9 protein-coding genes are annotated in these 15,302 nt (G+C 62.1%); 1 reads left to right on the top strand and 8 read right to left on the bottom strand.

Annotation, left to right across the window (positions count from 1 at the left end; translation table 11 throughout):
• Positions 1–54 precede the first annotated feature (54 nt).
• On the bottom strand, positions 55–6,294 hold the full coding sequence (locus MESCI_RS10095) for a VCBS domain-containing protein (protein ID WP_013529849.1): 6,240 nt from the start codon (positions 6,292–6,294) through the stop codon (positions 55–57).
• Positions 6,295–6,617: 323 nt separating this feature from the next.
• On the opposite strand from MESCI_RS10095, the gene MESCI_RS10090 reads away from it, so the two are divergent.
• Complete coding sequence (locus MESCI_RS10090; protein ID WP_013529848.1) at positions 6,618–7,547, top strand: transglutaminase-like cysteine peptidase; 930 nt, start codon at positions 6,618–6,620, stop codon at positions 7,545–7,547.
• A gap of 49 nt (positions 7,548–7,596) precedes the next feature.
• Here MESCI_RS10090 and MESCI_RS10085 read toward each other — a convergent pair whose 3' ends face one another.
• The 7 genes from MESCI_RS10085 to MESCI_RS10055 form a co-directional block, all read right to left on the bottom strand.
• Complete coding sequence (locus tag MESCI_RS10085) at positions 7,597–8,238, bottom strand: ribbon-helix-helix domain-containing protein (RefSeq protein WP_013529847.1); 642 nt, start codon at positions 8,236–8,238, stop codon at positions 7,597–7,599.
• Entirely contained in the window at positions 8,228–9,517 is a 1,290-nt protein-coding gene (locus MESCI_RS10080) for an HlyD family type I secretion periplasmic adaptor subunit (RefSeq protein ID WP_013529846.1), read from the bottom strand. The genes MESCI_RS10085 and MESCI_RS10080 overlap by 11 nt, the downstream gene beginning before the upstream one ends.
• Positions 9,518–9,559: 42 nt before the next feature.
• Positions 9,560–11,692 carry a type I secretion system permease/ATPase gene (locus MESCI_RS10075; protein ID WP_013529845.1) on the bottom strand — a complete coding sequence of 711 codons (2,133 nt, stop codon included), beginning with the start codon at positions 11,690–11,692 and terminating at the stop codon, positions 9,560–9,562.
• 39 nt (positions 11,693–11,731) lie between these two features.
• Positions 11,732–13,180 (bottom strand): TolC family protein, encoded by a 1,449-nt coding sequence (locus MESCI_RS10070; RefSeq protein WP_013529844.1) that lies wholly within the window; start codon positions 13,178–13,180, stop codon positions 11,732–11,734.
• Between the two features lie 421 nt (positions 13,181–13,601).
• Complete coding sequence (locus MESCI_RS10065; protein ID WP_013529843.1) at positions 13,602–14,150, bottom strand: invasion associated locus B family protein; 549 nt, start codon at positions 14,148–14,150, stop codon at positions 13,602–13,604.
• The gene (locus tag MESCI_RS10060) at positions 14,135–14,596 is read right to left on the bottom strand and encodes a DUF4189 domain-containing protein (protein ID WP_013529842.1); all 462 of its coding nucleotides are present in this window, start codon (positions 14,594–14,596) and stop codon (positions 14,135–14,137) included. The genes MESCI_RS10065 and MESCI_RS10060 overlap by 16 nt, the downstream gene beginning before the upstream one ends.
• Before the next feature lie 38 nt (positions 14,597–14,634).
• Positions 14,635–15,300, bottom strand: a complete 666-nt coding sequence (locus MESCI_RS10055; RefSeq protein ID WP_013529841.1) for a hypothetical protein — start codon at positions 15,298–15,300, stop codon at positions 14,635–14,637.
• Positions 15,301–15,302: the final 2 nt, after the last annotated feature.

The raw sequence follows: 15,302 nt of genomic DNA, 5'->3' as shown, positions 1-15,302 counted from the left end.
CTCCCCTAAATATTAGCGACGTATAACATAATCGCGTGGTTGTGCGCTATGCCGTTACACCACGTTTGCCGTTGTCTGATGCTGGGTTATGCCGTCGTCGTAGAGCAGCGTGATCGTGTTGGCAGCGGGCAGGTTCGTGAGTTCCGCCACTTGGACAAAATTGGCCGGATCTCCCGATCCGCTCGTGTCGACACTCAGCACGCCGGTCCCTGCGTCGTAGTTGACGAAGTTGCCGACATTCGCAGGAGTCGAGTCGAACAGCGCTGTCAGGTCGATCTTGTCGCCGTCGCCGCCATTGAAGTCCGTGATCAGATCCTTGATGTCGAGGTTCTCAAGTCTGAACGTGTCGGCGCCCGTGCCACCGGTGAGCGTGTCACTCCCCGCGCCACCGACCAGCAGGTCGTTGCCGGCGCCGCCGATAAGCGTGTCAGCGCCGCCTTCGCCTCTCAGCGTGTCGTTTCCCAGTCCGCCGGCAAGGTAATTGGCGCCGGAGTTTCCGTAGAGATAGTCATCGCCGGAACCGCCGATCAAGCCCTCGATGCCAGTCAGGGTATCTCCCAAGGCGTCGCCACCGGTGATGTTGCCATCACTCGGATTGCTGGGGGTGCCGTGAACACCGGCGGCGCCACCGGCATCTGTCAGGTTTATCGAGACCGCCGCGCTGCCGGTATAGTCGGCGATGTCGGTGCCGGCTCCGCCTGAGATCGTATCGATATGCGTGCTGCCGGCGATCACGTCGTTGACCGTTCCCGCAAAGCCGGGGAGGGTGAAGGATCCACCCGAACTTGCAGCTACCTGATGGATGTCCAGTGACTGGGTCGCACTGACGTCGCCGTCTCCGTCGACCGCACTGACTTGGAAATGCAAGGTGGTGTCGGATGGCAGTATCGTTTGTGAGATGTCGACGGCAGACAGCCTGATTTTCGAACCGGCGTCACCGGTTATGGAAATTAGGTTGAAGTCGATCGAAGGGTCGATGACGAGATGTCCGTTCGTAACTGTCGCCGTTCCGCTACGGGTGTCGCCGGTAACGGAATTGGTTGCTACCCACGAAACAGAACCAGAGCTGTTGCCGGTTGCGGCGAAATCGAGGCTGCCTATGAACTTCGGATTCAGCGTCGGAGCATCGTTTCCGGCGGTTGAGGAGGTGTGAAACTCCATGGTGAAGTTTTCATCTTTCTCAATAAACTGATCGGCGACACCGAAGCCCTGTGTCGAAGAGTTGACGCCGGTGCCAGTGCCGGTGAACTCGATCAGGCCATCCGGCGTTTCAAGGAAAGGTGTCGGACCACCCGGCGACAGCCCCGTAAGTGTTTGAGTTACCGTTGTTGCTGCATCGGGCGTGATAAGGGCAAACGCGTAGGTGCCATCTGGATGCAAGGTGAGTGAATAGATATCGGTCCCAGTGGAGGTTTCGGCCAGCAGCACTGTCGTTCCGTCGCTCTGGACTGTCGTGCTGTAGCTAATCCCCGTGATCGCCGGTCCTGCTATGTTGAAATGATTGACCCCGTCGGCTCCCGCTACGAAGTCAAACAAGCCGTTGACGGATCCGACCTCGTTGGGGATCGTACCTGGCGTGAAAGCTCCAAGCGTCGGAATGTCGTCGACGATGTCGACCAGGATGGAGCCGGTGGTGGTGTTGCCGTGGGCGTCGGTCACCGTATAGGTGAAGCTGTCCTTGTCCTGCTCGGTGGTGATGCCATTGTTGGTCGTCGCACCATCATAGGTCTGGGTCAGCGTGTAGGTGTAGGTGCCGTTGGCGTTGAGCACCAGATTGCCGTAGCTGCCGCTGGCCGGCGAGGTCAGCGTATAGGTGTACGGGCCGGTGCCGCCGGCCGGCGTGATCGCGCCGTTGAAGATCTCGCTGTTGCCGGCTGCGTCGCTGCCCGTTGCAAGGCCCTTCTCGCTGACCAGCGCATCGGTGTCGGATGCCGTCACCGTCACATTGTTGACGGTGATGTCCAGCGTCACCGTCGAGGTGTCGCCGTCGCCGTCGGTGATGGTGTAGACGAAGTGATCGACTGCGTTGGTGGTCACCGCGTTGGGGTTGGCCGTGTAGGTGTAGGCGCCGTTGGCGCCCAGGACCAGCGTGCCGTACTGGCCCGCGATCCCGGCTCCGCCGAGATTGCCGCTTACCGGGTTCGACACGTTCGAACCGGTTGCCACGCCCGTCACCGCGCCGCCAGGTGCCGCGCCGTCGGCGCCCAGAACGTCCGCCGTCCCGTCCGTCAGCACGTTGCCCGAGGCCTGCGCGCCTTCCGACACGCTGTTGGTGTCGGCATGCGCCGTCGGAATGTCGTCGACGATGTCGACCAGGATGGAGCCGGTGGTGGTGTTGCCGTGGGCGTCGGTCACCGTATAGGTGAAGCTGTCCTTGTCCTGCTCGGTGGTGATGCCATTGTTGGTCGTCGCACCATCATAGGTCTGGGTCAGCGTGTAGGTGTAGGTGCCGTTGGCGTTGAGCACCAGATTGCCGTAGCTGCCGCTGGCCGGCGAGGTCAGCGTATAGGTGTACGGGCCGGTGCCGCCAGCCGGCGTGATCGCGCCGTTGAAGATCTCGCTGTTGCCGGCTGCGTCGCTGCCCGTCGCAAGGCCCTTCTCGCTGACCAGCGCATCGGTGTCGGATGCCGTCACCGTCACATTGTTGACGGTGATGTCCAGCGTCACCGTCGAGGTGTCGCCGTCGCCGTCGGTGATGGTGTAGACGAAGTGATCGACTGCGTTGGTGGTCACCGCGTTGGGGTTGGCCGTGTAGGTGTAGGCGCCGTTGGCGCCCAGGACCAGCGTGCCGTACTGGCCCGCGATCCCGGCTCCGCCGAGATTGCCGCTTACCGGGTTCGACACGTTCGAACCGGTTGCCACGCCCGTCACCGCGCCGCCAGGTGCCGCGCCGTCGGCGCCCAGAACGTCCGCCGTCCCGTCCGTCAGCACGTTGCCCGAGGCCTGCGCGCCTTCCGACACGCTGTTGGTGTCGGCATGCGCCGTCGGAATGTCGTCGACGATGTCGACCAGGATGGAGCCGGTGGTGGTGTTGCCGTGGGCGTCGGTCACCGTATAGGTGAAGCTGTCCTTGTCCTGCTCGGTGGTGATGCCATTGTTGGTCGTCGCACCATCATAGGTCTGGGTCAGCGTGTAGGTGTAGGTGCCGTTGGCGTTGAGCACCAGATTGCCGTAGCTGCCGCTGGCCGGCGAGGTCAGCGTATAGGTGTACGGGCCGGTGCCGCCGGCCGGCGTGATCGCGCCGTTGAAGATCTCGCTGTTGCCGGCTGCGTCGCTGCCCGTTGCAAGGCCCTTCTCGCTGACCAGCGCATCGGTGTCGGATGCCGTCACCGTCACATTGTTGACGGTGATGTCCAGCGTCACCGTCGAGGTGTCGCCGTCGCCGTCGGTGATGGTGTAGACGAAGTGATCGACTGCGTTGGTGGTCACCGCGTTGGGGTTGGCCGTGTAGGTGTAGGCGCCGTTGGCGCCCAGGACCAGCGTGCCGTACTGGCCCGCGATCCCGGCTCCGCCGAGATTGCCGCTTACCGGGTTCGACACGTTCGAACCGGTTGCCACGCCCGTCACCGCGCCGCCAGGTGCCGCACCGTCGGCGCCCAGAACGTCCGCCGTCCCGTCCGTCAGCACGTTGCCCGAGGCCTGCGCGCCTTCCGACACGCTGTTGGTGTCGGCATGGGCCGTCGGAATGTCGTCGACGATGTCGATGACGATGGCTGCCGGGGCCGACGACGAGGTGCCGTCAGAGACGGTGAGCGAGAAGCTGTCGGTCTCGGTGACTGCGGGAACGTCCGTCGTCGTGCTGGTCAGCGTGTACTGATAGGCCGCAACGCCGGTTGCCGGGTTGTAGCCGGTGATCAGCAGCGTGCCGTGGTCGCCCTGGAAGGCCGAACCGTTGAGGCTGCCAATGGCAACCGTGACGCCGCCGATGGTGACGCTCTGCACGTCGTCGAGCCCGTCGGCGTCCGACACCGTGAAGGTGCCTGTTGCAACCGTGCTGCCGTCGCCGGCCGCCGAACCCGCCGCCAAACCTGCTTCATAGACCTGGTCATGCGCGCCGGCCGGGTTGCCCTGGTCGACGACGATCTGCGGCACGTCGTTGGTGCCGTTGATGGTGATGGTCAGCGTTGCCGTATCGGTGTCGCCGTCGGCATCCTTCATCGTGTAGTTGAAGGTCTCGGTCAGCGTCTGGCCGGCGTCCAGCGCCTGCACCGCCGGATCGGCGTTGTTGAGCGTATAGGTGTAGGTGCCGTCGGGATTGGCCACGAAGGTGCCGTGCGCGCCCGTCGTCGAGCCATCCCAGCTGACGAAGCTCGTCGGCGTGTCGGCGCCCGGCTGGTTATTGGCATGCAGGTCGTTGGTCAGCACATTGCCGTTGACCGGCGAAAGCGCGTCCTCGCTGATGCTGTTGGTGTCGTCGACCGCATTGGGCACGTCGTCGACGATGTCGATGACGATGGCTGCCGGGGCCGACGACGAGGTGCCGTCAGAGACGGTGAGCGAGAAGCTGTCGGTCTCGGTGACTGCGGGAACGTCCGTGGTCGGGCTGGTCAGCGTGTACTGATAGGCCGCAACGCCGGTTGCCGGGTTGTAGCCGGTGATCAGCAGCGTGCCGTGGTCGCCCTGGAAGACCGAACCGTCAAGGCTGCCAATGGCAACCGTGACGCCGCCGATGGTGACGCTCTGCACGTCGTCGAGCCCGTCGGCGTCCGACACCGTGAAGGTGCCTGTCGCAACCGTGCTGCCGTCGCCGGCCGCCGAACCCGCCGCCAGACCTGCTTCATAGACCTGGTCATGCGCGCCGGCCGGGTTGCCCTGGTCGACGACGACCTGTGGGACGTCGTTGGTGCCGTTGATGGTGATCTCGACCGTTGTCGTCGAGGTGTCGCCGTCGCCATCGGTCAGCGTGTAGGTGAACGTGTCCGTCAGATGCTGGCCGGTGGTCAGCGCCTGGACCGCCGCAGTGCCGTTGTTCAGCGTGTAGCTGTAGTGGCCGTCCGCATCGATCGTGATCGAACCGTAACTGCCCGCCACGGCCGACCCGACATGGCCCGAGGCCGATGCAACCGTGCCCGCCTCGACGCCCGTTACCGTCGCCCCGTCCGCGCCCTTAACGTCGGCGACGCCGTCCGTCACATTCGCGTCCGCGCCGCCGCTGGCCGTGATCACGTTGCCGTCCGCGACCGTCGCGCCGTCTTCCGTCACGCTGTCCGTATCGGCAACCGCTGTCGGCACGTCGTCGACAATGGCGACGGCAAAGGTGGTGCTGGCCGAATCGCCGTCGACGTCCGTGACAGTGATGCTGAAATTGTCCGGAACCGTGTCGTTGGGATCGAACCCGTTCGTGTGCTCGGGATGAGTGACCGATTCGGTCACCGTGTAGTTATATTCGATGGCGCCGGTGCTCGGATTGTAGGAGACGATCTCCAAATAACCGAACTGGCCCGGGATCTGCTGGCCGACGCCGGTGACGGCGACACCGTTGATAACGATCGACCCGATTCCATCCGGTGCGTCGATGCTGATCGTTCCGATGCCTGAAGTTTCGGAATTGCTTGGCGCGTCGCTGCCGGGCGATTGTGTCTGGTTGCCATCGAGGCCGGTCTCACTGGCCGCTTCGGTCGGGGCAAGCAGTGACGTGGCCACCACTGAAACCGGCCTGTCGACGATGGACGGGAACAGTTCGCGGCGATCCAGAAGCCCAAACTGCAAGGCGGTCGGCGGCAGCAATGCCGACAGGTCGAACCCGTCGCCGATGCCGCCGGGGGGAACCGAGAAATCACCGCCTGCGCTTGAATTCGAACCGCCGGGGCCGGCCGAGATGGAACCGTCGGCGCCGAAGGCGACATCGACATGGCTGGCTTCCAGCGCCGCCAGCAAGGCAACGCGCGGCACCTCGACGTCGCCGATGATGAAGGTCGGCACGTTCAGGGCGCCATCCTTGATCACGATCACCGAGCCGTCGGCCTGTTCGAGCACAAGGTTTTGGCCGTCGACCTTGATGTTGTCGATGGAAGCGTTGGCCGGAAGCCTTACCACGTGGCTGGCGTCGGCTACATATTCGTGCGGCGCAGCTGCCGGCAGCGTCTTCGCTTCCGCGGGGGCTTCCGGCTTGACGGGCGCTCCGCCGCCGACATCGACCGGCACCGGTTCGGACGCTGCCGGTGCGGCCTGCTGCGTCGAATTTGCCTGTGCGACCCGGATCTCCGCCGGCGATGTCTGATCGCCGTGTTCACTGGACGCGGAATGCTCGTTCAAGGAACCCGAAAAGCTGTCCAACTCGATATTGTTCGTCATGGCTGAAACCCCTCCGATATTTACCGGATAGAGACAGCGGCCATTTCTACTTTGCAACTGCCCCCTAATCTATTTCATATATTATGATATGCATTGCTCGGCATTTTTTACACGTGGTAAACCGCGACAATATAACCTGATATATGCTGGCTTCCGGAGGCTTCCCTGACGGAGGACTGGCCGGGATTTTTTGGTAAATCAAAGTATAAAATTCAATAGAATTTTAAATAAAATAGATGAAGACAGTTGCTGGATATTTATCCACCTTCCTTTCCAATAATTTGAGACAAGATTGGTAGCGTCCACAGTCAAAGGTGGCCGTTATGAAAAAGCAAAAATCGGTTCCGGGAAAAACCGGGCTCCAGATGCTCCTGCTGGCAATCGGGCTTGTCGGCCTGGCGGGGCCGTCATTCGCCAGCGATATCGCCGCACCCGGCAGGCCCCAGGAGAAGGTCCAGACGCCGCCCTGTCTCGGCGGTGTTTCACTGACGAGGCCCCAGCCCTGGCAGCCTGCGGACGCTTACCGGATCGGTATGGTCACCGGCAGCTATGGCCCGGATGTCGGCCGCGGGGACGGCTCGTCAACGGCGCGAGATGACGCCGGGATAGATCCGGTGCAGACCGCGTCGATTATCCCAGGGGTCTTCGGATCGGTTGCCTTGTCGATGCGCAATTTTCCCGTCGCGGCGCGCTGGGCGCCTGTCTACCGGGCAATCACCGCCTGCTCGGCAGGCAGCCCCTGCGAGCACAAGAGCACGGCTTTTGCCGGCATGATCGCTGCCGCTCAAGGCAAGGGATTCAGCGAGAAGCTGTCCTTCGTCAACAGCAGCGTCAATCGCCTGATCGCCTACAGGAAAGACAGCCTCGTCTACGGCAAGCTCGACTATTGGGCGAAGCCTTCGGAGATTCTCGAGCGGCGAGCCGGCGATTGCGAGGATTTTGCCATCCTCAAGATGACGGCCCTGCTGAGGGCCGGCATTCCGACGCAAAGCATGGCGCTTGTCGTCCTCCAGGATCGCAAGAGAGGCTTCTTTCACGCAGTGTTGTCGGTGAGCACAGGCAGCGGCACCTTCATTCTCGACAGCCTCAGCAACACCGTTGTGCGTGACAGCGATCTCCCGGATTACGTCCCGCTCTATTCGTTCAGCACGGACCGGGCCTGGATCCACGGTTCAAGACCGGGCGGCGCCCAGATGGCCGACATCAAGGGCGGTTTCGCAACCGTCGCACCCGGCGAAGGTTTTCAGCCATAGGGTTTCGGCCAGTCCAAGCCATAGGTTCTCGCCAAAGACTGGCGGGCATTCAGCCGCCGAAGACGAACGCCATCAGCAGTTCCGGCTCGAGCACCGGGGCCCGCACCGCATTCAACTGCCCCCGGTATCGACGGTCGCCCGCGCCGATGACAAAACCGGTGGCCACCGGCGATTCGCCATTGGCGTCGAGCCGCGTGAAGATATCGGCCACATTGAGGTCCAGCGCCAGCTTGAGGTCGTGCCGTGCGTCATCGCTTGGGGCGATCGGCAATTGGCGCTTGACCAGTTGCTGGAACGGCGCGTTGAACGACAGGATCTTCTTCGAAGAAGCCAGGGCAAAGGCCGGGGACGGGCACGCGACCAGTATTGCGTTGATGGTGTTGATCGATGCAAGCCTTCGCAAGGTCAGGTTTTCGTCCCCCAACCCACGCATGCAGGCCACCCGGATCGCGGATGTCAGATTGCCTGTCTGGGCCTGGCTCTCGGCGATCTCGTCGATGAGCATGCCGATCGTGCACTTCCTGCTTTCGGCCATCTGCTTCAGCGACATCCAGAATGCCCGCTCCAGACGAATGCCGCGCCGTATGCCGCCGCGCGCCACGACCCGAAACTCCAGCCCGAAATCCTCGGCGGCGACTGGCGCAAGCAGCCGCTCGCGATCGGAATGCTGAGGGCTGGCGCTACCGCTCACTCATCGCCTCCTCGCGCGCCTTGTTGATCGGCTTCAGGAGGTAGTGCAGGATCGTCTTGCGCCCGGTCTTGATGTCGACCGAACAGATCATTCCGGGGATGATCGAATAGGCCTTGCCGTCTCTTTGAAGAGTCGATTTGTCCGTCGCCACGCGCACCTGATAATAGGGCTCTCCCGTTTTCTGATCGACCAGGCTGTCGGCTGTGATGTTGGAGACCTTGCCCTCGATGCCGCCGAAGATCGAGAAATCATAGGCGGTGACCTTGATAAGGGCTTCCTGGTCGGGACGGATGAAGGCGACATCCCGCGGCGAGACCCGTGCCTCCACCAGCAACGTTTCGGAGGTTGGCACGATGCCGGCCACGACGGCGCCAGGCTGGACGAAGGCGCCGACCGTGTTCAGCTCCAGCGTGTTGACGATGCCGTCCACGGGAGACCGGATATCGGTGCGCGCGACCTTGTCGGTGGCTCCCCTTATGGTCTCATCCACCACCGAAAGGTCCGCCAGCGCCTGGGTAAGGTCGTCCAACGCCTCCTGCTGCAATTGCAGGCCGAGTTCCTCGACCTGAAGCTGAGCTTCCGTGATCGACGATTTGATCTTCTTTATCGTTTCGCCGGCAAGGTTCAGCTGGCCGTTGAGTTCGGTCTGTTCGCGCTCTACCCGGAGCTGCTCGGTCCTTGCCATCAGGCCTTTCTTGACCATCGCGTCGACGAGTTTTGCCTCCTGGTCGCTGACGACCAGGTTCTTAGAAAGACGATCGGAATTGGCCTCCGCCTCGGCAAGTTCCTTCTCGCGCTGATCGAGGCGTGACTTGAGCACGGACAGCTTGTTGTCGAAGTTCCCGCGCCGGGCGATGAGCAGCTTCTGTTCATTGTCGCAGATTTGCGGAGCGACCGACTGGATGTCCTGCGGGCATGGAAATGGCCCTGAGAGATTGCCGGCCTGTTCGTATTTCAGCCTCGCTATGCGCACTTCCAGCGCGCGCGCCTTGGCCTGCTGCTCGCCGAGACTGGACGTGTTGAGCGTGTTGTCCAGGCGGATGATGAGATCGTTCTTCTTGACGACCTGGCCGATCGTCACGGCGATTTCTTGAACCACACCGGCCTCGCTCGCCTGGATGATCTGGGTCTTGGAAGCAGGTATGACCTTGCCGTCGCCGCGTGCGATCTCATCGACTTCGGCAAAGGACGCCCAGGCGACAAAAACGACGAAGAGCGCTCCGATGATGAATATGGACGCCGACGCAAACAGCGGCGGTCGATCTTCCCTGGCAAGCATTTCCCACGCCCCAACGCATTGGATGCAGCAATAATTGTTTTGTCAGGCGCTTGTTTTCTGCAACGCCTGTATGACTTGGTCCTTCGGTCCGTCGGCAACGATTTTGCCCTGTTCGATAACGATCAGGCGGTCGGCCAGTTCAAGCATGCTGAACCGATGTGTGGAGACGATCAGCGTCGTGTCGCGGTCAAAGGCGACTTTGAGCTGCTTGATCAACTGGCGTTCGGAAGCAAGATCCATCGAGCCCGACGGCTCGTCCAGAAAGACGATTTTCGGTTTGGTCAGCAGCAGGCGCGCGATCGCCACCGTCTGCCTCTGGCCGCCGGAAAGATTGGTGCCGCGCTCGCCGACATTCATGTCGTAGCCGCGCGGGTGGCGTGAGACGAAATCGTCGACGCCGGCCGCCTTTGCCGCTTCGATGATCTGTTCGTCTGTAGCCTCGGGGCATGCCATCAGGAGGTTTTCCTTGATGGTGCCCGAGAACAGGTCGCCGGCCTGCGCAACGATGCCGACCGCGGCGCGAACCTCGGACGGGTGATACTGGCGAATGTCGATCCCATCCAGCAGCAACTCACCGGAAGTCGGCAGGAAGAGCCGGCCGACCAGCCGACCCATCGTCGTCTTTCCCGATCCTATGCGGCCGATGATGCCGATCCGCTCACCCGGCTTGACCGAGAAATTCAGGCCGGTCAAAACTTCGTTTTCCGAGCCTGGATAGACAAACCCGACATTCCTGAACACCATCGCCCCCTTGCGGATGGGGCGGTTGACGAAGCCCACCGTGTCGGGTCGATCTTCCGGTTGAGCCATGATCGAATTCACCATCCTCAGCGAGAGCATGGCCTGGCGGAACCGGGACAACGTTATGGCGATCTGGCCGAGCGGCGCCACGGCCCTGCTCGCCAGCATCACCGTTCCTATGATTGCTCCTGTCGAAACATGCCCTTCCGAGAAGGCATAGGCGCCGGCCACGACCAGGGCGACGGTCACCAGCTGCTGTATGGACTGGGTGATGTTGCCCGCCGCCGCCGAAAGCTGCTTGATCTTCTCGGACGTGTTGGCGGCGTTCTTGGAGTGCTCTCCCCATTTCCGCAGCAGATACGCCTCGGCGCGCAGCGACTTGATGGTCTCCAGCGTCGAGATGGATTCGACCAGCAGGGCCTGGCGCTGCGATGCTTCGTTCATCGAGGCGGCAACGCGCTTGCCGATGCGGCGCTGGGTGACCAGGCCGACGATGACGGACATCACGAAGGCCAGCGCCGGTATGATCACCAGCCAGCCGCCTATTGCATAGATCACAAGGAGAAAGACGAAGACGAATGCCGTGTCGATGAACACGCTTATGGTGTTGGAGGTGAAGAACTCCCTGACGAATTCATATTGCGTGACCCTGTTTGCGTATTCGCCGGTCGATCCGGGGCGCGCCGAAAGCGACGAGTTCAGTACTTTTTCGAACAGCAGATAGGATATCCGCAGATCCGCCTTGCGCCCGGCATAGTCGATGAGGGAAGCCCTTGCCGTCTTCAAAAGCAGGTCGAACAGGATGACCGCACCGATGCCGAGAGCCAGGACCCACAGTGTCGATATCGCCTTGTTCGGCAGGATCCTGTCGTAGACGTTCATGGTGAAGATCGGCGAGGCTATGGCCAGCAGATTGATGAACACCGCCGCCAGGACGACTTTCGAGTAGGTGCGCCAGAAAGCGCCCATCGTCCCTGTAAGCCAATGTCTTCGCTCGATCCTGGCCGCCGAGCCGACCGACATGGTCTCGGCGGCATTGGCATAGGTGATCGAAAAGGAAGCGCCGCCGCTGATGTAGCTGGCGGCCAGTTCCGACCGGCCGATCGTGGTGCGGCCGTCTTCCTGGGGCGCGGTGATATACGCATCGCCTTCGCCTAGAGCGAGCAGGGCGACGGGCAATTGGCTGACGCGAAAAACGATGGCCGGCAGGTCGATACGCCCCCTGAGAAAATCGCGATGATTGAACTCGGTGACTTCCAGGCCGATGCGTTCGGCAAGGTGCCTGATGTCGTCGGCCGCAATTCGCGTATCCGAGAGCGGCACGCCGGCAAACAGCACGGTCTCCGCGCTCGGCCTGCCGAGATATCCGGCAACGGCCGAGAAGCAGGCCTTGAACGCCTCCTTCGGGGAGAGGATGTTGGGTTGCTGGTTCACGATCTGCCCGTCAGGACGCTCGCTGGACCTTGTGCTGTCCTATTTCTTCCTCACCGGAGCGAGAATATCGAATGGCAGGTCGTTCTTCTGCTCCGATGGCGTCCGCGCATAGGTTTCTGTGTCCGCGGTTTCCGGTGCTGCGAACTCGGTGCGTGCATAGGCCGTCGCTTGCTTTGCCGGCTCGAGATTCATCGTTTTCAGCAACTGTCCGGTCGCGGCCAGGAGCCGGTACTGGGCAAACAGCGATGCGTAGGACGCGGTATCCGCCAGTGTTGCCGTGTTGAACCGTGTATTCTGCGCGTCGAGCACGTCGAGCAGCGAGCGCTGTCCGACCTTGAACTGCTCGCGATAGGAAGCAACCAGCTTCTCATTGGCAGCGGCTTGTTGCCTCAGGGTCTTTGCCAGATCGGCTTGCCGGAAACGGCGATCCCATGAGGTGCGAACGGCTTCCTCGATTTCGCGCTGGACCTGATGCAGCGCGAGACGCTGTTCACTGGTGCGGCGGATCTGCTCCTGCTCGTTGGCCTTGTCGATGCCACCGCGGTAGAGGTTCCAGCGCAGGACCACGCGCGCCTGCAGGTCGGTCGTGTCGCCATCGTCGCCGTCAATGTCGGTTCCTGCCCGGGCCCGACCTTCAGCGATGATGGAGGGGCCAAATTTTGCCCGCGCAGCGTCCACGAGGGAGGCCGCCGCGTCGATGTCGCTGTTGGCCATGTGTACGCGCGGATTGCTTTCCCGCGCCAACCCTATCGCGTCGTCGAGCGAGCGCGGGAGTGCGGCCGAAACATCGCCAGGCCTCGAAGGGCTGGTCAGTGGCTTTCCGACGGTTTTGAAGAAGCGGATCTTGGCCGCTTCCAGTTCCTCGGTCGCCTCCTGCATGCGCGCCTTGGCGGCGAACAGCCGTTCCTCGGCCTGTTGCCGGTCGGCCTCGTTCAGCGCGCCGCCCGAGATGCCTTGCCGGATGTCGCCGAGAATTGCCTGGTGGAAGCCGAGATTTTTCTTCGCTTCGGCAACGATCGAGGCCTGCAGCATGTATTCCAGATAGTCCTGGACAACGGACAACCCGATGAATTCGGACCGTTCCAGAACGCGGAACGAAGCGCCGTCGACGCGCGATGCCTGACGGTTCAATTCGGCCCGCCTTCCGCCGCTGTCATAAAGCGTCTGCGAAACGGTAAGATCCGTTTCAGCCGGATAGAGCGCATCGCCTTCGATGGAAAGAGAGCGCCGGGACGGATTGTCGAGCCGGCGAACGCCAGCCGATGCCTCGACATCGACACTGGGAAGATAAAGGCCCTTGGCCTGCCGCAACTCGAACTCGATGGCTTCGCGATTTTCGATCGCCTGTCCAATCTCGGGATTGGACTCCACCGCGACAGCCATCGCCTCCTTGAGCGTGAGCGCGTGAGCACTGCCGCAGGTCAGCATGGTGGCCGCCATCAAAAGACCAAGGCGCCTGCCTATGGTCGACATGTTTGTCGTATTCATTAATCCCACCCTAACGTTTCCCCAGCGTCCTTTTCAGAGCGCTAACCAAGCCAAGGCCTGCCCGTCGGTGGATTATTCACAGATTCACGAAATATGTGAGCGATTATTGATTTAGAGATCGCTAAATAGCCTTTTTGGGCAACAAGGCTGCGAGATGTAGCAAAAATAGCACATAACGTCGGCTCGCTGCGGTTGTATCCGGACGCCGCATTCAGTGGGAAAGCACAAAAAACGGCAGGCCAGTGGGCCGGTATGGCCAGAATCATGGCCGGTTCGGATAGCGGCTGTCGATGATCCAACCTGAAGTTGAGCCCTTTTTCGGGCGCGTCCCTTTGGATGCCGCGCCCAAAAATACTCCATCGCGGCGGCCGGCGTACGCTTCATGTGGCTCACTGCGGCCAAAAGCTGGTCAGCGCGCACCCTAATTTGCGCTCAACGCCACCATGCGGTCGAGCGCCGCGGTCAGGCCGCGAAGCGACACAGGGAAGCTCAGCGGGGTCTCGGCGTCCGTCGTGACATTGAGCTTCAGCACCGAGCCTCCCCTCAGCTTTCCAAGCGTCGGCCGATCGATCGTAAAGACGGAGACGCAACCCGTCGGCAGGCAGGTCCTGAAGCGCTGCGGGGACAGCGGCGGTTGATCGTCGATCTGCAGCGTCACGCCCGGATCAAGGAGGATGCCGAAGGGCAGAAGCAGGGTAGCCGTCGTCGAACCGTCCGGGCGTGCCGCGATCTCCATGGCAAGAAGCCTCTGCCCGTTCTGCTGGACCTGGTCTTGCGCAAGCGAGCACACTCTCGCCTTTTCCCGTACCGAACAGGTCACGCTCCAGTCCTGATAGACCTCACGCAGCGATGAGGGTCCATCCGGGACAGCCGCCACCTGTTGCTGGGCAGACGCCGTCGACATCAATGAGAATAGAATTGCTCCACATGCGGAGACGGCCTTCGGGCCAAGCTTCATGTGCAGACCCATTCGCGGATCTTGCATTTCTCTCCCGTCGCCTCGCAGGCCTGCAAAGCGAGATCCTCCGCTTCCCGACGGGTCTCGGCCGAGTTCACGCCCCAGGGCGTGAAACGGTTCTCCACTTTGTCTGCCACGGCAAGCGCACCGCAGTGCTTGTAGGGAAAGCCGGTCTCGTCGTCATCATTCCAATGGCGATGGTTGCGGAAGACGGTGACGACGTTGCAGGCCTTTCCGCCTGCGTTCTCGCAATATTTCTGTGCGATGTCTTTCGCTTCCTGCCGCTTGTCGGCGCCCCAGAAGAAGCCGTATTTGCTATCGGCCTGCGAATAGGCAATGGCCGCCCATATGCCTTTTTCCTCCTGTTGCGGTTCCGATGGGGCCACAAGGTCGGCTGAGACGACTTGTCCGCTCCATAACAAGGTCAAGCCCAAAACTGCCAAAGCCTGCAATCTCATGGTCGGCATCCTTTCCTTGACCTCACTCGCTTCGCGTCCTACTTCGCCGCCGAAGCAAGGGAGATCACCACACAGCTTTTGCCCGTCGGCAGGAGAAGCGCTTCACCGGCATTGCCGCCGAGCTCGTAGACCTCGACCTGCCCGAGATGGTCGGTGATCTTGCTGCCCTGCGGCAGGATGGATGGGATGTCGGCGCACGGGCTGGCGAATGGCGCCACCCGCACCATCGCCCCTTCGCAACCCGTGGCGGTGGGCGATGCGAAGACGATGCCGGCGGCCGGTCCGCTATAGCGTTCCGACGCATAGTCCATGCCGACAAAGGCCTGGATGGCGTGCTTGTCGGCGGCCTGGTCGTTCCACAGGGATTTGACGCTGTATTTCGTGCCGGTCGTCAGGATCTGTCCGAGCACTGGATAGACGGTCGAGCAGGCCTGCACACCGGCCTGCTTGACATGCTCGAGGAAGGGCGTGTCCGGAAGCACGGGGGCCGCCGCTGTTGCTGCAGGTGCGGCCGTCGCGCCGCCGACCAGATTGGCGACCGCGGCGTAATTCCCGGCGGCGAAGCCAAGCCCCGCCACGACCAATCCCAGCAGTGAATATCCGGCCGCGCGTGGCCAGCGCCTTGGGGGCTCGGCCCGCCTCTGCCGATCCGCCTCGACGCTCGGAGTGCGTTTGGCGGACGTGAACTGGTCCTGCTGGCTCATGG

It is taken from the genome of Mesorhizobium ciceri biovar biserrulae WSM1271, assembly GCF_000185905.1.
GTDB lineage: Bacteria > Pseudomonadota > Alphaproteobacteria > Rhizobiales > Rhizobiaceae > Mesorhizobium > Mesorhizobium ciceri.
This window is presented reverse-complemented; position numbering and strand designations above follow the sequence as displayed.